This is a genomic window from Rhizobium sp. 2YAF20, from assembly GCF_052114685.1.
Taxonomy (GTDB): Bacteria; Pseudomonadota; Alphaproteobacteria; order Rhizobiales; family Rhizobiaceae; genus Rhizobium.
In genome coordinates, this window is record NZ_JBFRFF010000016.1 from 87,575 (window position 1) to 109,746 (window position 22,172).

General features: G+C 56.1%; 22 protein-coding genes. 13 read left to right on the forward strand and 9 right to left on the reverse strand.

Annotation, left to right across the window (positions count from 1 at the left end; translation table 11 throughout):
* Positions 1-26: 26 nt before the first annotated feature.
* Complete coding sequence (locus tag AB4Z52_RS18930) at positions 27-746, reverse strand: dienelactone hydrolase family protein (RefSeq protein WP_442219460.1); 720 nt, start codon at positions 744-746, stop codon at positions 27-29.
* 94 nt (positions 747-840) lie between these two features.
* Here AB4Z52_RS18930 and AB4Z52_RS18935 point away from each other — a divergent pair, with 94 nt between their 5' ends.
* The 11 genes from AB4Z52_RS18935 to tnpC all read left to right on the forward strand — a co-directional run bounded on the left by AB4Z52_RS18935 (position 841) and on the right by tnpC (position 12,172).
* Positions 841-2,061 (forward strand): CaiB/BaiF CoA transferase family protein, encoded by a 1,221-nt coding sequence (locus tag AB4Z52_RS18935; RefSeq protein ID WP_442219461.1) that lies wholly within the window; start codon positions 841-843, stop codon positions 2,059-2,061.
* Positions 2,058-2,810, forward strand: a complete 753-nt coding sequence (locus AB4Z52_RS18940; RefSeq protein ID WP_442219462.1) for a citryl-CoA lyase — start codon at positions 2,058-2,060, stop codon at positions 2,808-2,810. Before AB4Z52_RS18935 ends, AB4Z52_RS18940 begins: the two co-directional genes overlap by 4 nt.
* Before the next feature lie 125 nt (positions 2,811-2,935).
* A complete protein-coding gene (locus tag AB4Z52_RS18945; protein ID WP_442219463.1) occupies positions 2,936-3,109 on the forward strand; it encodes a hypothetical protein in 174 nt (57 codons plus the stop codon).
* A gap of 27 nt (positions 3,110-3,136) precedes the next feature.
* Positions 3,137-4,447, forward strand: a complete 1,311-nt coding sequence (locus AB4Z52_RS18950; RefSeq protein WP_442219464.1) for a Rieske 2Fe-2S domain-containing protein — start codon at positions 3,137-3,139, stop codon at positions 4,445-4,447.
* Between the two features lie 361 nt (positions 4,448-4,808).
* Positions 4,809-5,927 carry a zinc-dependent alcohol dehydrogenase gene (locus tag AB4Z52_RS18955; RefSeq protein ID WP_442219465.1) on the forward strand — a complete coding sequence of 373 codons (1,119 nt, stop codon included), beginning with the start codon at positions 4,809-4,811 and terminating at the stop codon, positions 5,925-5,927.
* Positions 5,928-6,333: 406 nt separating this feature from the next.
* Entirely contained in the window at positions 6,334-7,347 is a 1,014-nt protein-coding gene (locus AB4Z52_RS18960) for a glycine betaine ABC transporter substrate-binding protein (RefSeq protein WP_442219499.1), read from the forward strand.
* Positions 7,348-7,465: 118 nt separating this feature from the next.
* Positions 7,466-8,365 (forward strand): ABC transporter permease, encoded by a 900-nt coding sequence (locus AB4Z52_RS18965; protein ID WP_442219466.1) that lies wholly within the window; start codon positions 7,466-7,468, stop codon positions 8,363-8,365.
* The gene (locus AB4Z52_RS18970; protein ID WP_442219467.1) at positions 8,362-9,375 is read left to right on the forward strand and encodes a quaternary amine ABC transporter ATP-binding protein; all 1,014 of its coding nucleotides are present in this window, start codon (positions 8,362-8,364) and stop codon (positions 9,373-9,375) included. Before AB4Z52_RS18965 ends, AB4Z52_RS18970 begins: the two co-directional genes overlap by 4 nt.
* Positions 9,376-9,649: 274 nt before the next feature.
* A complete protein-coding gene (tnpA, locus tag AB4Z52_RS18975) occupies positions 9,650-10,105 on the forward strand; it encodes an IS66-like element accessory protein TnpA (RefSeq protein ID WP_442219468.1) in 456 nt (151 codons plus the stop codon).
* The gene (gene tnpB / locus AB4Z52_RS18980; protein ID WP_442219469.1) at positions 10,102-10,455 is read left to right on the forward strand and encodes an IS66 family insertion sequence element accessory protein TnpB; all 354 of its coding nucleotides are present in this window, start codon (positions 10,102-10,104) and stop codon (positions 10,453-10,455) included. Before tnpA ends, tnpB begins: the two co-directional genes overlap by 4 nt.
* A gap of 64 nt (positions 10,456-10,519) precedes the next feature.
* A complete protein-coding gene (gene tnpC / locus AB4Z52_RS18985) occupies positions 10,520-12,172 on the forward strand; it encodes an IS66 family transposase (protein ID WP_442219470.1) in 1,653 nt (550 codons plus the stop codon).
* Between the two features lie 200 nt (positions 12,173-12,372).
* Here the strand turns inward: tnpC and irrA are convergent, their stop codons facing one another.
* From irrA to AB4Z52_RS19025, 8 genes are all read right to left on the reverse strand, one after another.
* Positions 12,373-12,792, reverse strand: a complete 420-nt coding sequence (gene irrA, locus AB4Z52_RS18990) for an iron response transcriptional regulator IrrA (protein ID WP_442219471.1) — start codon at positions 12,790-12,792, stop codon at positions 12,373-12,375.
* Between the two features lie 65 nt (positions 12,793-12,857).
* On the reverse strand, positions 12,858-14,399 hold the full coding sequence (locus tag AB4Z52_RS18995) for an ABC transporter substrate-binding protein (protein ID WP_442219472.1): 1,542 nt from the start codon (positions 14,397-14,399) through the stop codon (positions 12,858-12,860).
* 344 nt (positions 14,400-14,743) lie between these two features.
* Complete coding sequence (locus AB4Z52_RS19000; protein WP_442219473.1) at positions 14,744-15,589, reverse strand: SDR family NAD(P)-dependent oxidoreductase; 846 nt, start codon at positions 15,587-15,589, stop codon at positions 14,744-14,746.
* A 14-nt stretch (positions 15,590-15,603) separates the two neighbouring features.
* Positions 15,604-16,941 carry an amidase gene (locus AB4Z52_RS19005; RefSeq protein WP_442219474.1) on the reverse strand — a complete coding sequence of 446 codons (1,338 nt, stop codon included), beginning with the start codon at positions 16,939-16,941 and terminating at the stop codon, positions 15,604-15,606.
* 94 nt (positions 16,942-17,035) lie between these two features.
* On the reverse strand, positions 17,036-17,566 hold the full coding sequence (locus AB4Z52_RS19010; RefSeq protein WP_442219475.1) for a flavin reductase family protein: 531 nt from the start codon (positions 17,564-17,566) through the stop codon (positions 17,036-17,038).
* A complete protein-coding gene (locus tag AB4Z52_RS19015; RefSeq protein ID WP_442219476.1) occupies positions 17,563-18,513 on the reverse strand; it encodes an ABC transporter substrate-binding protein in 951 nt (316 codons plus the stop codon). The genes AB4Z52_RS19010 and AB4Z52_RS19015 overlap by 4 nt, the downstream gene beginning before the upstream one ends.
* A 10-nt stretch (positions 18,514-18,523) precedes the next feature.
* Positions 18,524-18,910 (reverse strand): cupin domain-containing protein, encoded by a 387-nt coding sequence (locus AB4Z52_RS19020; RefSeq protein WP_442219477.1) that lies wholly within the window; start codon positions 18,908-18,910, stop codon positions 18,524-18,526.
* A gap of 11 nt (positions 18,911-18,921) precedes the next feature.
* The gene (locus tag AB4Z52_RS19025; protein ID WP_442219478.1) at positions 18,922-19,614 is read right to left on the reverse strand and encodes a DUF2848 domain-containing protein; all 693 of its coding nucleotides are present in this window, start codon (positions 19,612-19,614) and stop codon (positions 18,922-18,924) included.
* Between the two features lie 230 nt (positions 19,615-19,844).
* Here AB4Z52_RS19025 and AB4Z52_RS19030 point away from each other — a divergent pair, with 230 nt between their 5' ends.
* Together AB4Z52_RS19030 and AB4Z52_RS19035 are read left to right on the forward strand one after the other, a co-directional pair.
* Positions 19,845-21,344 (forward strand): 4-hydroxyphenylacetate 3-hydroxylase family protein, encoded by a 1,500-nt coding sequence (locus AB4Z52_RS19030; RefSeq protein WP_442219479.1) that lies wholly within the window; start codon positions 19,845-19,847, stop codon positions 21,342-21,344.
* 310 nt (positions 21,345-21,654) lie between these two features.
* Complete coding sequence (locus AB4Z52_RS19035; RefSeq protein ID WP_442219480.1) at positions 21,655-22,137, forward strand: MarR family winged helix-turn-helix transcriptional regulator; 483 nt, start codon at positions 21,655-21,657, stop codon at positions 22,135-22,137.
* Positions 22,138-22,172 lie beyond the last annotated feature (35 nt).

Genomic DNA, 22,172 nt, shown 5'->3' on the forward strand with positions numbered 1-22,172 from the left:
TACCGAAATACCCGGAAAACAGGCCGTCAACCGGCTGCGTACTTTGAAAGGAAGCCTAGGACTCTTTCTCTAGCGAGTTCATGAGCTTTAGGACTGAAGCGGTCAGTCCGAAACCTGTTGAAGAACGCGTGCTCGGCCCCGGGGTAGACATAGAATTCGTCATCTGACCGAACCCGGTCATTGACCCAAGCGTGCACAGTATCGATCACCTCAAGAGGGTTGTGATTGTCTTGATCGCCGTAATGAAATTGCAGAGGGCACGAACTGGACTTGATCTCCTTTTCAAGCAGATCAACTTTCACGCCGTACATCGAAATGACGCAACTAGGAGTCGAAGCTGCGCCAACCCGGACAGCGAGTCTTCCACCCAGGCAGAAGCCCATAACGCCGGGTCTTTTCTCGGTCGGAACGGTCTTTGCAAGCCACTCGATGCTGGCCGCCAGGTCCAATGCGCAACGCGTCTCGTCGATACGGGTCGAGTAGTCGACGGCAAGATCGCGCTGCACCGGATCTTCACCGTTTCCGAGGTCGAGTCCGGGCTGCAGCCGCCAGTAGATGTCGGGGACAAGGATGGCAAAGCCGGAAGCCGCAAAGTCATCGGCTATCGCCCGCATCGCAGACGTAACACCAAAAATTTCCTGGATCATTACGACCGAGCCCTTTGGCGTTCCCGTAGGGCGGGCGAGATACGCGCCCATCGTTTTCCCGTCGATCGGAATGTCCACATCCGTCGTCTCAATCGGCATTCTGTCTCCTTTTTTGGTATCTATATATATGTAGACAAAGGTAGTTTACCTATCTATCTTGCCTTTGACAAGCAAATGAATATGGGAGCACACAATGAAAGAAGGGGCTAGTGGTCCACTATCCGGTATTCGGATTGTCGAGCTGACAGCGATGATCACGGGGCCGCTTGCGGGGACGATGCTTGCGGATCTCGGAGCGGAAGTAATCAAGGTGGAGAGCCCATCAGGTGGCGACGCTTTTCGAGCGTTCCGGGGAGGTGCCTACAGCCCGTACTTTTGCACTTATAACCGCAACAAAAAGAGCGTGGTTCTTAATCTCAAGGACGCCGCCGGCCGAGAGGCCTTCATCAAGCTCATCCAAACCGCTGATGTCCTGATTGAGAATTTTCGTGCGGGTGTGATGGACCGTCTGGGGCTCTCGCTCGAAACTCTAAGGTCAGTAAAACCGGATCTTATTACCTGCTCGATTACGGGCTTCGGCGAAAGCGGTCCCTATGCTGATCGGCCGGCATACGACGCCGTTGGTCAGGCACTTAGCGGTATCTCCAGCCTTTTTCTTGGCAAAGATGCGCAGATCACGGGACCATCGGTCGTGGATAACGTAACGGGGATGTACGCCAGTTACGCGGTGCTCGGGGCTTTATTCGATCGACAGCGCGGTGGAAAGTCACGCACAATTCGTCTCAATATGCTCGAATGTGCGATTGCGTTCATTAGTGATCCATACGCCAACTATACGATGGCGGACGTCGAGCCAGATCCTCTTATGCGCGTCAGAGCGTCACAATCCTATGCGCTCAGATGTTCTGACGGTGCTCTTCTGGCGATCCACATGTCGTCGCCGGAAAAGTTTTGGCAGGCAGTTTTAGCCGCGTTCGACCGTAAGGATCTAGGCTCAGATCCAAGGTTCAACTCGCGAGCTGGCCGACTACAGAATTACGTTGAACTGGCGGCAGAACTAAATCGAACAGCGGCAGGCCATTCCCGGGAACATTGGTTAGCGCGCCTCGTCGAGTATGACGTGCCACACGCCCCGATACTCACCCTGCAGGAAGTGATCGACGATCCACAAGTCCGGCATCTCGAGACGTTCACGCAAGCAGTCCATCCCAAGTACGGGGTCCAGACCATGATACGCCGTCCCGTTCGCTATGACGAAAGCAGAGACGACCAGCCTCTCATACCTGCGCCAGATCTCGGCGAGCATTCCGCAGAGGTTCTTGGCGAACTCGGTTACTCGCTATCAGAAATCGAATTGTTGACCCAGGTGGAAACGGCGCAAGCGGATACCGCGCCTAGGAGAGCTGCGCAATGAGCCGGAGCACACAAGTAGGAACCCATCCCAACGACCTTTCGAGACTGCGGGTGCGGGGCCTCGATACACTCAACGACGTCGTAGGAACGATGTCGTTCACCGAGGGGTTCTATTTCATCGTCACAGGTCGCAAGCCGTCACGAGAGCAGACGCGTGTCCTCGACGCAGCGCTGCTCATCCTGATGGACCACGGGCTTACACCGAGCGCGCTTGTCGCACGAATGGTTGCAGACTCCAACCGCGAGGATGTCCAAATCCCATTGGCCGCAGGCATATTGATGGTTGGCAATCGTTTCGCCGGCACAATGGTAGGGGCTGGACGCATTCTCACCGATGGAATGCGGCATGAGGGCGATAAGCGTGAGTGGGCCGACCGGGTCGTCCGTGACTTCAAGCAGTCCCGCCGCCGCATCCCTGGTTTCGGCCACCCGAACTACAAAGAAATTGATCCGCGAACCGCTCGTCTGTTTGAAATCGCAACGGTCGCCGGGGTCCGCGGTGACTACATTTCGTTGATCAAGACACTCGGCCAAGCGGTCAACGATGACGCGGGCCGCAATGTTTTGCTAAATGTGACGGGTGCGCTCGGCGCCGTCCTGCACGAGATCGATTTTCCTGTTGAGATGATGCGATCCGTCGCGGTCCTCGGACGGTGTGCAGGGCTCGTTGGCCATATCCGCGAGGAGTTAGAGTCCCCTATTTCACCTGAACTATATGAGTTCAGTGAATCAATTTCGTACGCCGAGTGAGAAGAATGGCAAACATCGTCGGCTAGTCAAATAGATTACTTGACTAACCTATCTAGCATATCTACCATTGCTCAACTCGACAGAGACTAGCCAAAGAATCGCTACAGCGATCGAAGGGAACATCAATGATCTATGCAAAGACAAGCAAGGTCATCAGTAACAGCGGAGAGGCGCACGCGGACAGCAAGTTGCTGGACGTCGTTTATTACTCCGTTGCGTTGCCTCCCCCCGATTTCGTCGATTCTCAGCCGGTCTGGCGACATTCAACCGTGCCGTTCTTTAGAGAGCGGCAGTATTAGATTTCATGTTCATTAGGAGGAAATGCGATGGCTATGTCAGATCAGTTTGAAGTCCTGTCACAGGTGAGCAAGGGGACTAAAGTCGGAAACCTATTTCGCTCTGTTTGGCTTCCGGCAATTCTGTCCTCGCAGTTGCCCAAGCCCGGCGGCGAACCTGTGCGTGTCAAGCTACTGGGCGAGGAGTTGATCGCGTTTCGCAATGGTAAGGGTACAGTCGGCATCACGCAGGCAAACTGTGCTCACCGGTTGGCCCCGCTCTTCTACGGTCGAGTCGGGGATCAGGGTATTCGCTGTGCCTATCACGGTTGGCTATACGGTACGGACGGTCAATGCCTCGAGATGCAGAACGAGCCTGATCCGGCGGTTTGCGCCAAGGTGAAAATCACCGCTTACAAAGTCGTCGAGAAGGCCGACATCATCTGGGTCTACATGGGAGAGGGTGAGCCGCCCGCGTTTCCGAAGTTCCCTTGGATCGACCTACCCAAGTCGCAGAGAAACGCGACGGTCTGGCTCCAGGAGTCGAGCTGGTTGCAGGGCATCGAAGGCGAACTCGACAGCTCGCACGTCTCCATCCTGCATACCAACCCCGCCACGATGGCGACTTCGCCAGTCCATCAGCATTATTCAGCCACGGATCTGTCTCCAAAGATACTGGCTAAGAACACTCCGGTCGGCATTCTGGCCGCGGCCCGCCGAAACGCCGATGACAAGTTCTATTGGCGCGTTTCGCAGTTCATGCTGCCAGCCTTCAGCTCTATTCCTAGCGCTGATTTCCCAATCGGTGGACGAGCGTTCATCCCGATCGACGATCAGAACGCCTACACATGGGATTTCAACTACTACGACAAGGACCTGCCGCAAGCATTCCTTGACTACGTGGGCAAGGGGCTCGCATTCCCGCCCCAAAGTAACTACCAGTCTTACAAGCTTAACACAGGGACGATCATTGACACTTGGATCCCTGTTCGCACGGCTACCAACAACTATCTCATAGATCGTGAAGGGCAAAGCCTTTCCAGCCCGACAGGTATCCATGGTCTGAACGACCAGGACCGAGCAATGCAGGAGGCCATGCTTCCGCTTCAGGGAACCAGCGGCCGCGTCGTCGACCGCGAAAAGGAGTTCTTGGTCGCTGCGGACATTGCCATCGTTCGTGCCCGACGCCGAATTCTGGAGGTCGTCCGCGACGAGGCTTCACTCCAGAAGTTCCGGGACACAATCAAGGACGGCTCCGCGTACTGCGTCAAGCCGCTGGACGTTGTCTCCGATCTCGATGAGATCGACGCGTTTGTCAAGAAGTTCGATCGGGAACTGTCGCCTCAGCTTGAGCCCGCTTGAGGTCCGGCAAGCGTAGCAAGGGTCATTTACATGGCTTGGTACGTTGCGAAAGTGAGAACTGGAAACACTTCGGAGAGACCGTCCGCCTTCTGGGCGGCCGGCCAGTGGCTCGCTGGCTTTATTGTCGAGCCGTATCACGCCGCTGAGGAAATCTGTCGGCGAGCGTGCGTGCCGATCAAAGGCGGCACTGGCCAAACTGAGATCACTGACTGTCCTCTTCAGCATGCGGCCATTCATATTCCGGCCCGACAGCCAATTGTACTTCGATGTCTAGCAGATCAGCCGTCGACCACTTCATCTTATCCGGCAGACCGCGGCGCAGGGCCGCGTCTAGCCAGATGTCAATTACAGGGAGAGTAAGATGGCGCGTGCCGTGGCTGCGGTTTTGGAAGGCCCGAAAAACCTCCGCTTTAAAGAGTTCGAAATTCCAGCGCCAGGCGAGGACGGCGCTGTCCTGCGGGTTGAAGCTTGCGGGCTATGCGGAACTGATTACGAGCAGTGGCTGGGCCATATGGCCGGCTGGGGTGGTGGCATGAACATCATCCCCGGTCACGAAATAATGGGGTACATTGAAAGCATCGGTCCGATCGCCTCAAAGCTCTGGAAGGTGAAGGAGGGTGATCGCGTTGCGATCGAACCGATCATCCCGTGCGGACATTGCGAAGACTGTGTGAAGGGCAACTATACACGCTGCGAGTCTGACAAGGGGTATGGCCTTTACCAGAACATCACCGTAGCTCCATCGCTTTGGGGCGGATACTCCAGTCACGTGTATCTCCATCCCAGAACGATGGTGCATAAACTCCCGTCGGATATCGAAACGGACGTGATGACACTCGTCAATCCGCTGTCCAACGCGATACGTTGGATTTACGAGGTTGGCGGGGTCGGGCTCGGGACCACCGTAGTGATTGCAGGCCCTGGACAGCGAGGACTGCTTGCAGCAGCGGTGGCGAAGCGCGCAGGTGTCAGCAACATCATTGTCACTGGGACGTCCGGTGACGCCGCACGCCTGAAACTCGCACGGGAACTCGGAGCAACCGCAACCATCGACGTCCAGACAGAGGACCCTGTTCAGCGCGTTGCCGAATTGACCGGTGGCGCAATGGCCGACGTGGTTCTTGACGTGTCGGCGGGTGCCGTCGCCCCGATCCTTCAGGGTATCGACATGCTGAAGCGCGGGGGACGTGTTGTCCTTGCGGGCTTGAAGGGGAAAAACAGTCTCAACGGCTTCCCTGTGGACAAGGTGGTGCTGCGTGAGATCGAATTGATCGGAGTTCTGAGCGCCGGTTGGCAATCGACAGAACTGGCGATCAAGATGATCGAATCCGATCCGGCAATGTTCAAGTCGCTCTGCTCGCACACCTTCCCACTGGAACGGGCAGAGGACGCGGTGCGGACGTTGGGAAGAGAGACTCGTGACGGCAACGAAGCGGTCCATATCACCCTAACGGGACCTTCAGTTGGCGGAAATCCGTAATGTGTGCGGCGTGCACCCTGCGATTGAGAGGCGTGGCCGAGAGATACACGGCCACCGAAATACCCTTGGTCGAGAGCGATGTTCCCGAGCAAACCTTGGAACTAGTCACCTACGCATCGGAGTTCGTAGGAGGCCTTACTGCGTCAAGAGCCAGTGAACCGGGCAAGGCGTCAGCATTGCCCCTGTTCGAACTTTTGAAGAGGCCGTCTTAGCGGTCGTTGAAACGGCAACCTGAGAGATAACGGCCTAAAAAAGAAAGGCCAATAGAGCTTTCCACGGCAGGCGACGAGGGTAGTAGGCCCGGTCGACCGCTGGGGAGGGAAGAGGAACGTTTGTGTATTCCGCCAACAAAAAGGGGAACGAAATGAATAACGATACACATGCAATTTATACCCGAAAAGAGTTCATGAAACGCCTGCTCGGAAAGCTAAAGCCGGCGCTCCCATTGTTTGCGGTCGCCAGCCTGGCGATGGCAAACGAAGCAACCGCTGCCGAGTGCGGCGACGTCAGCATCGCGGAGATGAACTGGGCCTCCGCGGGTGTTGCTGCAAACATCGACAAGGTGATCCTTGAAAAAGGCTACGGATGCAAGGTGACTCTGGTGACGGGAGACACTCTTCCGACCTTCGCCTCGATGACCGAGAAGAATCAGCCGGATGTCGCTCCGGAAATGTGGGTCAACCTCCTCAAGGAGCCGCTCGAGAAGGCCATTCAGGATGGCAAGGTCGTCAACGCGGCCCGTCTTCTGAAGGATGGCGGCGCGGAAGGATGGTGGGTGCCGGACTATATACTTGAAGCCAATCCCGATATCAAAACCGTAGCAGATGCGCTCAAACATCCCGAGCTGTTCCCCGCTCCGGAAGATCCATCCAAGGGTGCCGTCTACGATCCTCCAGCAGGCTGGACGAGCCAAATCTCGACTGCAAATCTCTTCAAGGCATTTGATGCCAAGAAGAAGGGCTTCGTACTCGTAGATACAGGCTCGGCGGCCGGCCTCGATGGCACAATTGCCAGCGCTTACGAGAAAAAGAAGGGATGGCTGGGCTTCTATTGGGCACCGACCGCTCTTCTGGGCAAATACAAGATGTCGCGTTTGCCTTTCGGCGTTGAGCACGACGCTGCCGAGTGGGCGCGATGCACAGTTGTAGCGGAGTGCGCAGATCCCAAAATCAACTCCTATCCCAAGCCGGATGTGTTCACGGTGGTAACCAGGAAGTTCGCAACCGACAACGCTGTCACAATGGACTACTTCAACAAGCGCGGTTGGCCGAACGATGTCGTCAACAACGTCCTCGCCTGGATGTCCGACAACCAGGGTACGAACATCGACGCGGCCAAGTATTTCTTGAAGAAGTACCCCGAGGTATGGGCCTCCTGGGTAACTCCGGAAGCTGCGGAGAAGGTCAAGGGTTCGCTCTAGTACCCTCATATGACGCGCGACGTAGTGCGATTGCGGATCTGGCGTCGCGCGCATCTCTGTACTGCCTGAGATTCCCTGGGGCAGTTTCGTACCTTCGTAACAGCGAGACGTGATCGAAATGGGCTTGTGTAACCTTACCGAAGTAGTTTGCGGATTTCCGTCTTTCGACGACACCGAGATCCGGCTGGCGCGAAAGACGATAGATGACGGCTTCCGGACTTTCGTAAGATGGATCGGACCCGCGATCGATGTCCTGGTTTTACCGTTGCAGCACGTGCTAAATGGCATCGAGCAGATGTTTGTCGAAGCGCCCTGGTTTATTGTCTTTGCGATCATTCTCTCAATCCTTTATGCAGCCAGTCGCAGTCTGACGATCACCGTGCTGAGCGCCATAGCGCTGTGTGCAATCGGTCTTCTCGACCTTTGGAACGACACGATGATCACCTTGTCTATGGTGACGGTGAGCACGTTCCTTGCGATCGCCAGTGGAATCCCAATCGGTATCCTGATGGCTCTTTCGAACCGCGCGCAGAGCACTCTTAATCCCGTCTTGGACGTGATGCAGACCCTCCCAAGCTTTGTCTATCTCATTCCGGTCGTCATGATCTTTGGAATTGGCAAAGTGCCCGGCCTCATAGCTGTTGTTATCTATGCGGTCGCTCCGATGATCCGCCTAACGAACCTCGGAATCCGATTGGTCAGTGAGGAAATGTTGGAGGCAGCCGATGCTTACGGCGCATCGCCGTGGCAGAAGCTAAAAGGAGTGCAGTTACCGCTGGCGCTGCCAACGATTATGGCTGGCATAAATCAGACTATCATGATGGCGCTTGCCATGGTGGTGGTCGCCTCAATGGTTGGCGTAGGCGGTCTCGGCAAGAATGTCCTCCAGTCGATCAACAGCCAGTTCTTCACCGTCGGGCTAGTCAACGGTCTCGCAGTTGTCGCGATCGCCGTGATTTTCGACCGAGCCAGCCAAGCTTACGGTCAGAGACTTCAGAGGCACAGGGGCGGCCAATGACGAATTGTTTGGATATTCGAAACCTCACCAAAATCTTCGGTCCGCGCAGCACCGAACTTGCAAAGCTCTTGAAGGCCGGACTTTCGAAACGGGACCTCAACGAGAAGCACGGTCACATTCTCGGAGTGAACGATATCAGCCTGTCGGTTAGAGCAGGAGAGATACTCGTCGTCATGGGGCTGTCCGGATCCGGAAAATCGACCTTTGTCAGGCTGCTCAATCGCTTGATTGAACCGACAGAGGGCGAGGTACTGTGCGAAGGTGTCGACGTGACGAAGCTCAGTGCCGGCGACCTGCGTAAGTTCCGTCAAAAGCGAACTGCAATGGTTTTCCAAAAGTTTGGCCTATTTCCTCATAGAACTGTTCTGGAGAACGCCGCCTACGGACTTGAACTGCAGGGCGTGCCGCTGGATAAGAGGCGACGGGAGGCAAGCACGTGGATCGAACGGGTTGGCCTCAGCGGGTCTGAAAACCATTACCCGAACCAGTTGTCTGGAGGCATGCAGCAGCGCGTTGGTCTGGCAAGGGCTCTCGCCACAGAGGCCGACATCCTGCTGATGGACGAAGCCTATTCGGCTTTGGATCCGCTGATACGTGTCGACATGCAGGACATGCTCCTAGCCCTCCAGAAGGACCTAAAGAAGACTGTGATCTTCATCACCCATGATTTGAGCGAGGCATTGAAACTTGGGCACAACATCGTGGTCCTGCGCGAGGGCACGGTCATGCAACAGGGACGAGGAAAGGACATCGTACTCAATCCCGCCAATGACTACGTCGCCAAGTTCGTCCGAGATGTGAACCGAGCGAGCGTTCTGAGAGTAGGGGACGTCTTAGACCCCATGGCTTTGGGCGGATCTCGGCTGAAATTGGCGGAAGACTCTACGGTGTATGCCGCACTTAAATTCATGAACACTGAACAGGTAAGTGCAGCGAATGTCGTCGACGATACCGGTCGTACGATTGGCACGGTAAGCATGAATTCCATCGTTGCGGCCATCGCCACCTAGCTGAACGACCTGCTCGCGCTGTCCAGGAGGTATCAAACGTTTTCTTTCAAAAAACGTTGCTCAACTGCTCAACACACATTCGTTTTGTTGCTCGTGTCGAGGATCTTAACGGCCGGGTCGCTTCTTCAGAGCTGACGATCCTCAGAAACTCTGAAGGCTTACGCGCGGAGGCGCGTTACTCAAAGTATGCGCCGTCTCCACCCCATTAAATCGGGATATTCCTGAGCATTGAGGTCCGTGTCAGAATTGCTCCGGCAAGAGCTGGAGATTTGCGATGGCGGATGATGAGGGTTTTGTTGGCCGCTTCGAGGTTGTCGAGGCGCGTCGTGGAAATCGGCGATGGCCCAATGAGCTCAAGGCTCGGATTGTAGCGGAAAGCCTTCAGCCGGGTGCGCGGGTTATTGATGTTGCGCGTCGCCATGACGTTATTGCGCATCAGCTTTCGGATTGGCGGCGGCAGGCGCGTCAGGGTATTTTGACGTTGCCTGCGGAGCTGATGGCCGCCGTGCCTTGCGAGAACAGCGAGCCATTTGTGTCTGCCTTCGTGCCACTGGCGATTACGACAGAGCCGCCGCAGATTACCGATGCATCGGCAGTTCTGGAGCCGGTCGCTGCCACGTCGGGGATCATGACGTTGGAAATCGGTTCAGACCTCGTGGTGAGAGTTCCCGGCGATGTGCCGGTTGATCGCGTTGCGGCTTTGGTGCGAGCGATGCGAGGGAGGGCATGATCGTCGCGGGTCAACGATTACCGATCCTGATCGCAACGCGGCCGGTGGACTTCCGCTGTGGCCATCAGGCTCTGGCCTTGATGGTGCAGACCGAGTTGAAGCTTGATCCGCATTCCGGGGTGACAGTGATCTTTCGCTCGAAGCGCGGCGATCGCCTGAAGATTTTGGTGTGGGACGGAACCGGAATGGTGATGATCTATAAGGTTCTTGAGTCGGGAAAGTTTGCATGGCCAAAAGTGCAGGATGGAACGATGCGTCTTTCGAGGGCTCAATATGAAGCCTTGTTCGAAGGTCTTGATTGGCGGCGGGTTATGGCGCTACGGGTGACAGCGCCGACTGCGGCAGGATGACTCACTGGCTTGATTTTGGCATTGTTTTATTGAGATTTTCTGCTTTCATTTGCTATAAAGGAGCATGTCGCAGCCGATCGATCTCAGCCAGTTCCCGGACCTTCCCGTCGAGGTATTGAACGCCTTTGCGGCGGTGCTGTTCGAGCTGTCGGTCGAGCGTGCGGCCCGTCAGCATGAGCAGGCGGTGGTGGCCGAAAAGGACGCCTTCATCACCGAGTTGAAGGAACTGATCGAGAAGCTGGAAGGCCAGGTTCTCGATTACCGCCGCACGAAGTTTGGGCCGAAATCGGAAAAGCTCGATCCGACGCAGATGGAATTGGCACTGGAAGATCTTGAGACGGCCATTGCCGAAACGCAGGCCCAGATCGCGTTCGTCGAGGACAAGATCGCGGCCAGCGCAGCCGATCCCGAAAAAGCTGGTCTTCGCAAGGTGCGCAAAGCACGGGCGCTTCCTGCTCATCTGCCGCGGGTCGAGCGGGTGATCGAGCCCGATAGCATTGCTTGCCCCTGCGGCTGCGGCAACATGGTCAGAATCGGTGAAGACAAGACTGAGCGCCTGGATCAGATTCCGGCGTGCTATCAGGTGATCGTTACGATCCGCCCGAAATACGCGTGCCCCAAGGGCCGCACGGGCGTCGTTCAGGCCAAGGCCCCGGCCCATCTGTTGGAAGGCAGTTGGCCGACCGAAGCCTTGTTGGCTCAGATCGCCGTGTCGAAGCATTCGGAACACATGCCCCTTAATCGTCAGGCGGTCGTCATGGCACGACACGGAGTGCCGATCGACCGCTCCGTCCTTGCCGATTGGATGGGCCGGACGGGTGCTCTGATCGCGCCGGTCGTCGACCGTATGGCCATGATCCTGAAGCAAGGTAGCTCAAGACTTTATGTCGACGAAACCACGGCCCCGGTGTTGGATCCGGGACGCGGCCAAACAAAAACTGGTTATCTCTGGGCTATTTTGCGTGATGATCGCGGTTGGAACGGATCCGCTCCGGCAGGCGTGGTCTTCCACTATCGGCCTGGGCGTAAAGGAGAATATGCCGCAGAGATCCTCAATGGCTTCAACGGCACGATCCAGGTCGATGCGTACGGCGGTTACTCTCACCTGGCTTTGCCAGACCGCACGGGCGGCGATCCGTTGAAGCTGGCCTTCTGTTGGGCGCACGGTCGCAGAAAACTGATCAAGGCCAAGCCGAAGAAGGGCTCGCCCATCGTCGACGAGGCGTTGTTACGCATCGCCGCTTTTTATAAGATTGAAGACGGCATCCGAGGCCACGATCCCGAACATCGCCGGGCAGTCCGCCAACACCTGTCACGCCCATTGGTGGACGAGTTCTTCACCTGGCTGGCCGCTCAGGCCGCGCGCATCTCGCGCAAGTCCGATCTCGGTGTAGCCATGGCCTATATGCTGAAACGCCAAGACGGCTTCCGGCTGTTTCTTGACGACGGCTGCGTCGACATCGATTCAAACCTGGTCGAAAACGCAATACGCAGCCCGGCCATGAACCGCCGCAATGCGCTCTTTGCGGGCCATGATGAAGGCGGACGGAATTGGGCCCGCTTTGCTAGTCTGATCGCAAGCTGCAAAATGAATGGTGTCGAGCCCTACGCTTATCTGCGCGATCTCTTTATCAGCCTGGCAAATGGCCATCTTGCCAAAGATATCGACGCCCTTATGCCATGGGCATATGCGCAACGAATCGGCGCCTCACAATGAGCACGTCCGGGACTCCCCGGCGTGCTCATTGGGCTTGCAGTAACGAATGACCCGACCATTGCAACGGCAAAATCAATGGGTCGGAGACGCCGCTTACTACTCAAACAGTGATACGTCAATCGCACCTTATCAAAGCAACGCGATAACTGAGTTTTTGACGAAGCCCGTGCTGCAGCTTCCCTGGTCCGAAAGCACGAAGATCAGCTCGCCCTTCTGCGAAGGCGAATTACGACGTCAACATGCGCAACTTCCAATCCATCCGGAATCATGGGAAGATTCTCGAAGGTCACCTTGCTGAAGGGGATGTCCTGGATCTCGTTCGCACCTACAACGAAGAAATGATGATGGTCAGAGACATTCGTGTCGAAATAGGTTTTCGAACTTTCGACAGTAAGGACGCGCACAAGTCCGGCTTCGGTAAATTGGTGCAGCGTGTTGTAGACCGTAGCCAGCGAGAGCGTGACGCCCGCGGCAAGGACCTCCTCATGGAGTTGCTCTACGGTCACATGCCTATCCCCCTTGGCAAACAAAAGCCTGCCAAGCGCAATACGTTGACGGGTCGGGCGCAGGCTCACGCCGCGAAGGCGTTCTCGAATTGCGATCGAGCCTCCATCGGACATAAACGATACTCCTTCCCCATTTATTCGGTCGCGCCGATCTGTGAATCGGCGCGATCCTTGAGTTTTTAAGAGAGCCACCAACGAGAGATGCAGCGGAACGCGTCCAGGTCGCCGAGGGTAGAGACGTCGTTGGGACGATTGACGTTGTCCTTCATTGCCCAGACATAGTTCGCGAATGCAGGGGTGATGAGCCCTCCTTCATCGTGGATGATGCGCTGCATCTCGTGATACATTTTCGTGCGCTCACCTTCATCGATCGTCTTACGAGCCGTTATGACAAGCTCATTGAAACGCTCGTTGTTGAAGTGAGTCTCGTTCCACGGAGAAGTCGGAAGGAACGCTTCTGTGAAGCGCCCATCCGCGGTGATGGCCTCGTACCAGAAGGAGCCACAGAGCGGCTTCTTGAGCCAAACGCGATCGTAGTAGCCATCGTCTGGTTCGCGAGTAACATTGATATTGATGCCCGCGGACTGTGCCGAAGCTGCGTACAACTGGCTGGCAGCAAGCGCTCCCGGAAAGCCGATCTCCGCGATGTTCATTGGAACGTCGAGCGAGTCCAAGCCCGCTTGCTTCAAATGATACTTAGCCTTATCCGGATCATATTCTCTCTGTGGCAGCGAGGGGTCGAAGTATTTCGCCGTCTGGAAAATCGGATGATCGTTCCCGACGGTTCCGTACCCGAACAGTACCTTCTTGACAATCTCCTCGCGGTTGATCGCATATTTCATGGCAAGGCGGACGTTGTTGTCCTTGAACGGCGCGGTGTCCGTCAGCATCGGAAGAGCGTAGTACAGGCCGCTCGGCGTGTCTTCCACGCGTATGCCTTTCACGCGCTTGAGCATATTGACGGTCTTGAGGTCCACAGAATTGACGACGTCAACCTGGCCTGAGCGCAACGCGTTCATTCGAGCTGCGGCATCACCGATGATCAGGACTTCCGCGGAATCCAGGAAGCCAAAATTGTCGAGATCCCAGTAGTTTGGATTACGCGAGAAGCTCATCCGCTGACCCGGCTCGAAGGTCTCCAGCTTGTATGGACCTGTGCCGTCCTTTGTCGCGCGGTCGCCCTTGCCATCTTTCTCGGGCACGATAACAAGAAAATCCGTTTTCAGTAGATTTGGAAAACCAACGTTGGGGCTATCTAGTGTGATAATAACTCGATTGGGGCCGTCTGCTGCTATGTTGGCAACTGGTTCCAACAGAGCCTTTGCTGGCGAGGCCGTCTTGTCGCCTCGATGCAAGTTTAGCGAGGCGACAACGTCATTTGCAGTGACAGTTTTCCCGCTGTGGAAGGTTACGCCCTTGCGGAGGTTGAATGCCCACTGCGTCAAGTCCTTCGACGGCTCCCAACTCTCCGCGAGATTGGGGACAACATAACCTTTTTGATCCATTCCGACGAGTGTGCTTCGGGACGTCGCCATCATGAGAAACCCTGCGTCGACAGGGGTCATTGTTGGGTCAAAGCTATCGGTAGATGCCCCCCAAGCCAGTCCAACCCGAAGGTGGCCGCCTTTGTTCGGAGCCGCTAACGCCGTCCGCTCAAACGATGAAGCTATTGCGGCAGCTGCGGCACCCTGTAACAGGGCTCTGCGAGAAATATCAAACATGGTCGTCCTCCTAAGGCCAAAGTAAAACCAGCAAGAACTCATAGCGTACGAATAGGTTTATTTAGCGCGTCGCTATGGTGTCAAATGGATCTGCGTGTCGGCCGAATCCCGACATAGATCCTATTTCAGCCTCGGGCATTAGACGCCCGTGGCGACTAACTCTGAGCGGTCTGCCAACCCATTGCGCAATAAAAGAACCTTATATAACTTAGGTAGTTTAGTGAGTATGGAGAGTTAGAACGCACTCGTCAACAGGTGTTAACGGACGAATGTGAGTATCAGAGTGAACAAGCTTGGCCGTGAGAAGAGCCAGCGTGGTCAGCACGTCGCCATCCATTCAGATTTTAGGTCGCAGGGTTCATTTGCGGGAACATCGACTGAGCGCCGAGTTGCGGCCAAGCGACTGGCGCGGATGCTAACGACAATCGTTGAGCCGATGGCAAATCATTTCTCCACCTCCTTGCGATGACGCGGATGCCGTTTACGTCATCCGCGTCGCTCGAACATAGCCAGATCAACGGATCGCACATCTGCTCGGGCTGGATTAGATCTTCCCGGGATAACCCGCTATCCGTAGGAATCATGTCCGTGTTAACAGGTCCGCCGGGTAGCAACACATTCGCTGTAACGCCGCTTCCCTCGAGGTCATGTGACATAATCCTTGAAAGGGCCTCCAAGGCTGCCTTGCAAGGTCCATAGCCGCCGGTACCGGGCCTGAACATCGTATCAAGGCTGGTCGTGATGTTTACGATCCTGCCCCAGCGCCTTGTCAGCATTCCCGGCACGCAGAGACGCGAAAGCAATTGCGCCCCGAATACGTTGGTTCGAAGCATTGCCAACCAGAGGTTATCCTCGATCTCCCAAAACTTCTTGGGCTCCGTTAGATATTTCGCTCCGGCGCGCTCCGGTCCAATCGCGGCGTTGTTGACGAGAATGTCGATGCCGCCGAAGGCTTCGGTTGCCTTTTCCAGCACTTGTTGCATTGAAAGCTCATCGCAGATGTCGCCTGGCATCGCGAGGATGGAACGTCCCTCACGCTCCAGCTCTTGTGCCGTTGTCTGCAACGCTCCGTGCGCGATATCAACCATGACCAGGTTTGCGCCAGCGTTAGCTAAGGCAATAGCCAATGCTTTTCCGATACCTTGGCCCGAACCCGTCACGAGTACCGTTCTATCCAGAAGAGGCTTCATAGGGGGATCCAATCTCATTTGGATGACCGAGGGGTGAATAGTGCTTCAACAGCACGGGCAATGCTCAATAGTCGGCGGTCCTGCCCGTTGGTGCAGGTGATCATCAGACCGACGGGAGCCATGCCCGGCGAGTGGCACGGGATCGATATGCTACAGCCGTCTGAAGCATTGACAGTCGTCGGATTTCGCAACGCCAGTAGATTGATACGATTATAGGCCTCATCATCATCTTCAAGGTCGCGAAGTAGGGGCGCAACAATTGGTACAGTCGGCATGATCAGTGCATCAAACGGCTCGGCCTCGGCGTGCCATGCCTTGATGTATTCCTGTCGCGAATTAAGAAGCTCAATATAGTCGGCGGCGGTGGATTGCGCTCCCCGGTTAATGCGCACGAGAACGCGAGGATCGTATTCACAGCCACGGCTGTTGATCAGATCCCTGTGCCGATGAAACGCTTCTGCGGCAACAATGCCACCATTCTTGAGAAGTGCGGGCAAGCGGTCGAATGCGGCCATCGAGAATTCCGCGAGCCTGACGCCAGCTCTCGACATCTTCAATAGCGCCTCCTCAAATGCCTCCGACACATCGGCGTCCATGTCTTCGAGCACGTAGTTTGACGGCAGGCCGAACGTCAGTTGTCTCAAATTGCCGATTTCGCTGCCCATTTCCTGCAGCGAGATAGCTTCGTAGACGCGGGCACAGATATCTACCGATGCGGCGAGAGGACCGATGGAGTCGAAGCTCTTAGAAAGCGCAAAAGCGCCCGTAAGTGGCACGGTAGGCGCACTCGGTTTGAAGCCAACGATTCCATTGAAGGCGGCAGGGATACGGCATGAACCACCTGTGTCCGTGCCCAGGGCCGCTACGGCCATACCGTCAGTGATCGAGATTGCAGCTCCTGACGAGGACCCGCCCGGAATTCGGCCGGCCGATCGATCCCAGGTATTCAGAGGGGTGCCGTAATGCGGATTGAGGCCCAACCCACTAAAAGCGAACTCTGTCATGTTCGTTTTTCCGACGATCGCCGCTCCAGCCCGTCGCAACCGTCTTACAACGACTGCATCGACAGATGCCGGGGAAAGGTCCCGCACGGCTGCCGACCCAGCCGTGGTGGTTTCGCCCTGAACATCGAAAAGATCCTTGATCGAGATCGGCCATCCCGCCAGCGGCGGAAGCTGGACACCCACGCGTTTCATTGAATCCGCAGTATCGGCGGCCAGCCGCGCAGATTCCTGATACAGCTTTGTGAAGACCAGTTTGCTTTGCCCATTCTTTTTACCAACGCTCGCGAAAGCTTGTTCGACGAGTTCACGCCGGCTCGACGTGGCGAACGGATCTAGGAAATTCTGCATTGGGACGAACTTTCTGAAGCCAGTTTGTGTTGAGCATTGGTTTGATGGTTCGACACCCGCAATTAGGGAGAAAAGCCCGAACGAGGGTCCGTCACTACCATCCATGTAGCCACATGTTGTCGGCCGGCGGCGGTGGAGCGCCCTCCAGCGGTGTCAGATGGCGATACCTGCCACCAAAAAAGATCAGTGCCGCGTCGTTTTGCTTAGGGGTGGCAAAATCCGTGACCTTGCCGACAAAGATATCGTGATCTCCGCCGTCATAGATTGCGTATGGATCGCATTGGAAATGAGCCAAACTCCCGGCGATTAGAGGAACTCCGTTGTCTCCGGCGATATCGAAGGTTCCCGCCCACTTGTCTGTTCCGGCCCTCGCAAAGCGGTTCGACACTGCCACCTGGCCTTCGGTCAGAATCGAAATGCCGTAAGCTGTCGCCCGCCGCCATTGTTCGATCCCGAGAGAATCCCGAATGAGGCTGAACAAAACCAGTGGAGGATCAAGTGACACCGAGTTGAATGAACTGATAGTTGACCCTAACCGCACACCGTCAACGGATGCGGTAACGACCGCGACACCGGTAGCGAACTTACCGAGAGCTGAACGGAACTCACGTTGATCGATTGTCACGACGGCACCTCCATAGGAGCTGAATTCCAAAGCCCAGACAACTGCGACGCGACCACGTCATTGTAGGACGGATACCCCTTGAGAATTCCAATATCGCGAGCGAATGCATTCATTCCCGCGACGGCCTCGTGAGGGATTGTCGAGCTGTAGTACGGGAGGTCTCTTTTAATGAGGTCGCCGATCAGTTCCGCTTCCGCTGCCGGAAACAGCTTTCGGCCAACCTTAGTAGCGAGGCTAAGGTCTGCCCTCAACGCAAGTTGGGCTTTGACTATAGCGCGCACCGCGGAGGCCACCGAAGATGGAGACCGCTCAAGGAGATCGGTCGTGACGGCTCCGGATGCGAAGGTGTAGTTGAAACCGGTGGCCGGCCCATCACCCCTACGCACATCCAGAACAATAGTGCCAACCCCGCGCCGTGTGGCTACTTCGGCTGCCATTCCGTTAGCCCAGAAGCCGTCAATGAGCCCATTTTCAAGGGCCTTTGCGGCTGTGAGGCCGAAATTCACGCTGGAACCTGTCGCGCCGGGAACCGGGGCGATCCTTACTTGATCACGTTCGATGTCGATCCCTCCTTCGCGCAGCAATCGCCGAAGGCCCATTTCAACCCAGGGAGCGGCTCCGATACTCTTGCCGCGAACAACGGATAGGTCGTTGCGTTTTGCTGCGAGATCGGACCGCATGACCAAGAACCAATACATTCCCTGTGCTTGCGCACACACAAGCTTCACGCCCTTCCATTCAGGAAAGGCGGAAAGTGCGGAGTGGGCCGAGCCTCCGACGAAATCGATTTGTCCGTCGCGGAGAGCGGCGTACGCACGATCGACCGGAAATAGAAGCCGTAGCTCGGCATCAACGCCTTCTTCCTTGAAGTAGCCGAGTTCGACGGCTGCTGCGACGGGGAAATAGGAGTTGGAAATAAGATCGGGGACCGCAACCTTGAACGTCACAAGCAGCCTCCTAGCTCTGAGTTTCGTCGTAGTAGTGGATTTCGAACAGCACGCAGCCGGCGACCGATTTGAATGGGCCGTGGTAAGCGCCCGGCGGGCGGCAAGCATAAGTGTTCGGAGGAAACTGCTCCCCGCCATTTCCCTGCTCGTCGTTGCCGACGATAAGGTCACCCGACATCAGGAACACTTCCTCCCAGTGGTCGTGAACAAAAGGCTTGGTCGTAAAGGCGCCTGGCTCGAAACGAAGAAGGCGGGTGCGACCGCCTACCTTTTTGGTCTCCTCGATGTCGCTTGCCAGAATCTTCTGCTGAATTCCCGCCGGATACCCGGGCGGCGTCACCCATCCGGAGCTGAGATCAAGTGTGTGGAATTCGAGATGTGGTTTGTTCATTGGCATTGGTTTGCTCCTCACCCTTCGATCGGGAGTTCTTCGATGCGATACTGATGTTTGATCTTCCGCACACGGACTGGGTCTTCGATTTCCATTTCAAAAAACTCGGTTGCCGCGATCTTGCCGTGCACTGCCAGCGTGCCGCAGAACATGACTGAGCCAACGGACAGCTTATAGTCCACGCCGCCATAGCGGGTGAGCAGGTCAGACGGGTGGCGCATCTTCGAAAGCGGTCCTTCCTGGTACAAATTCCTCTTGCCATTCCGAGTGGCCCAGGAGCGGACGATCAATTGGTCCCAGTGATCGGACACTTCTTCGAAAGCCCAGAAACCCAGACTGATCGGCTTTGCGCAGAGCTGCTTTGAGATCGTAATTCCGACGGTTTCGACCTCACGATCGGTGTGGTCGGAACCTATCCCCAGAAATAGTCCGTTTGTGGTGCTGACGATCACAGGTTCGACTTCCCCGCTGGACTGGGTGCCCACAACGGCAATGGTGTCGCTCTGCGTCAGAAGAGAAGCGGCCACACGATAGAAGATGGGGGTTGATTTTGGCGGCTTCACACCGAGCTTTTCGAGTTCGTCAATGTGAGCCTGTAGCGCCGCCGGATCTCGTCCGGTCCAACCTGCGATAATCGCCCTGTCGACGGCCGTGGTCTGGCGGCTCGAAGCGCCGGTTCTCATTTCGATATTCACGCCTTGGTGCAACATCCGTTTGCATTTCTCCTCGGTTCTAAAGTCGCATGAGGCTGCGATTTCCTAGTGTTTTCAGTCGTCTAGAAGAACAGTAACCTCATTTTCGATCAACTCAGTTGCACAACAAAACAAACTGAGCTAGCTTAGGTATTTAGATGAGTATGAAGCGTGAGTTTGTTTTCGTCAACAGCGAACCAGGGCACGCTTTTCAAATTGCAACGACGTTCAACTAGGCGAGGATCGATATGAACATGGCTGCTAACGCAATTGGCGGGTCGGACGGACAGGCAAAGGGACTTCGGTCGGGGGAGGAGTACCTTGCGTCTTTGCGTGATGGACGGAAGGTGTATGTGGACGGCGCGTTGGTCGAAGACGTGACCAGCCACCCCGCGTTTTCTCGCGCGGCTCGGTCTATCGCCAACCTGTATGACATCGCTGCCGCTCCCGAAAATCGGGAAAAGATGACTTTCAATTCGCCCAAGACCGGCGCGCCAGTTTTGAAGGGATACCAGATCCCTCGGTCGCACGCGGACCTAAAGGCCCGCCGCATCGCAGCCGAAACCTGGGCCGAATCGACATTCGGTCTGATGGGTCGTTCCCCTGACCATGTTGCCGGATTCTTCTGCGGCTACGCAGCTGTTCCGGAGGTGTTTGCCGCTGGAGGACAGCAGTTCGCCGACAACGTCGTCTCATTCTACGAGCATCTGCGAGACGGCCACAAATACGTCAGCTATGCGATCGTTCCCCCGCAGATCGACCGCAGCAAGCCTGCGCATCAGCAGAGCGACCCGACCCTCTATGCAGGCGTGGTCCGGGAGAAGGACGGCGGGATTGTCATCAAGGGAGGGCAGCAGCTCGCGACGGGAGGCCTCTATTCCGATTACATCTACATCAGCAGCATCCATCCGCTGCAGCCGGGCGACGAGAACTATGCGATCGGTGTAGCGGTACCCGCAAACGCGCCGGGCCTGAAGCTCTATCCACGCCGGCCGTTCGGTCAAAAGGCCACGAACTCCTTCGACTACCCGCTATCCGGGCGCTTTGACGAGACCGATTGCTTCGTCGTCCTCGATGACGTGTTTGTTCCTTGGGAGCATGTCTTCATCTACCGCAACATTCAGGTGGCGCGCGATCAGTGGTGGAAGACGCCGGCTCACCTTTACGGAAACCATCAGGCGCAGTGCCGCTACACAACCAAGCTGCGTTTCATGATGGGCTTGGCCAAGCGGATGAACGAACTGACTGGCAACGACGCCAATCCAGCCGTGCAGACGCAAATGGGCGAACTGGCTTCGTTGATCTCAATCATCGAGAACAGCTTGCTTTCGCAGGAAGTCACGGCGTCGATAGACGAGAAGGGCGTGCTGTGGCCATCCCGGACTGGTCTGTACTCCGTCATGGCGTTGCAGTCCGAACTAAATGCGCGGATGATCGAGATCATTCGCGAATTGACGGGCGCAGCTATGATTACGCTACCGTCGTCGGTCGATGACTTCGACGGTGCAGAGACAAAGGATGATATCGCTCGCTACTTCTGCTCATCTTCGGCCGATGCGAAGCAGCGCGTTGCGGTGATGCGGATGGCCTGGGACTTCATCGGCTCGGAGTTCGGTAACCGCCACCAGCAGTACGAAAAGTTCTACGGCGGCGCGTCGTTCCTCGTGAAACAGAACGTCAACCGCCACTTCGATTACGCCCGCGGAACGAAGATGGTCGAAGATGCTCTCAAGCTGCCGGCATTCTAACGGTCGAGAAGTTTACTGAGGCGGCCCACCCGTTATAAAATAGAGGACAGCGAGTGATTTCGCCGCCGTCCTCACCTCCGCTTGAAAATCAAGTTTTCCACTGGGCCAGCTGCATTCCAGTTGCCCGGGGGTTGAAAAATCTATGTTATATTACTAAGCTGAATATACCAATTAATGTTTCGGAGACGGCCAAATTCCTGGTCGTCAATTGCAGAAGGTTTCCATGAATTCGCAGCCAAAGGCAAAATCTAGCGCGCCCAAGCCAAAGCGTGTCTCGACTCCACCGACGTTGTCTCCTGAGCATATTGACATGGAAAGCCTGCGCCGCAAGGGAAATGCCGCCAAAAAGTCTCGTGAGACCGAGGATAAGCACACCTACTTCATTGGGGTCGCCGAGGCGCGCTACGTTCTAAGGAAGGCCTTCCGCATCGTCGAGGATCAAGCCAAAGAGTACGGTATTGATCCACTCGCGCACCAGGCCCTGATCCAGATCTATGGCAGCCGCGATATGCAGCTCCAGGTAAACCAGATCGCCAATAGGCTCGATATCGCGCCGGCGTTTGCTTCGAGCCTCGTTAAAACGCTTGTCGAGAAGGGGCTGGCTTCGCGCCGACGGGACGAGCAGGACCAGCGGATCACCTACGTGGCAATCACGGAAGAGGGTAGGGATATCATGGATTCGATCGACGAGAAGGTGAAATTTCACGTCGATTACTTCTCTGGACAGTTGACTCGCGAGGAGCGAGAGAGCGCTCTCTCTATCCTGATGTTCTACGCAGGCGCGAAGTTCTGAAGGGACTTTGGCGGCGCGGACCCGCCACGAGTCCA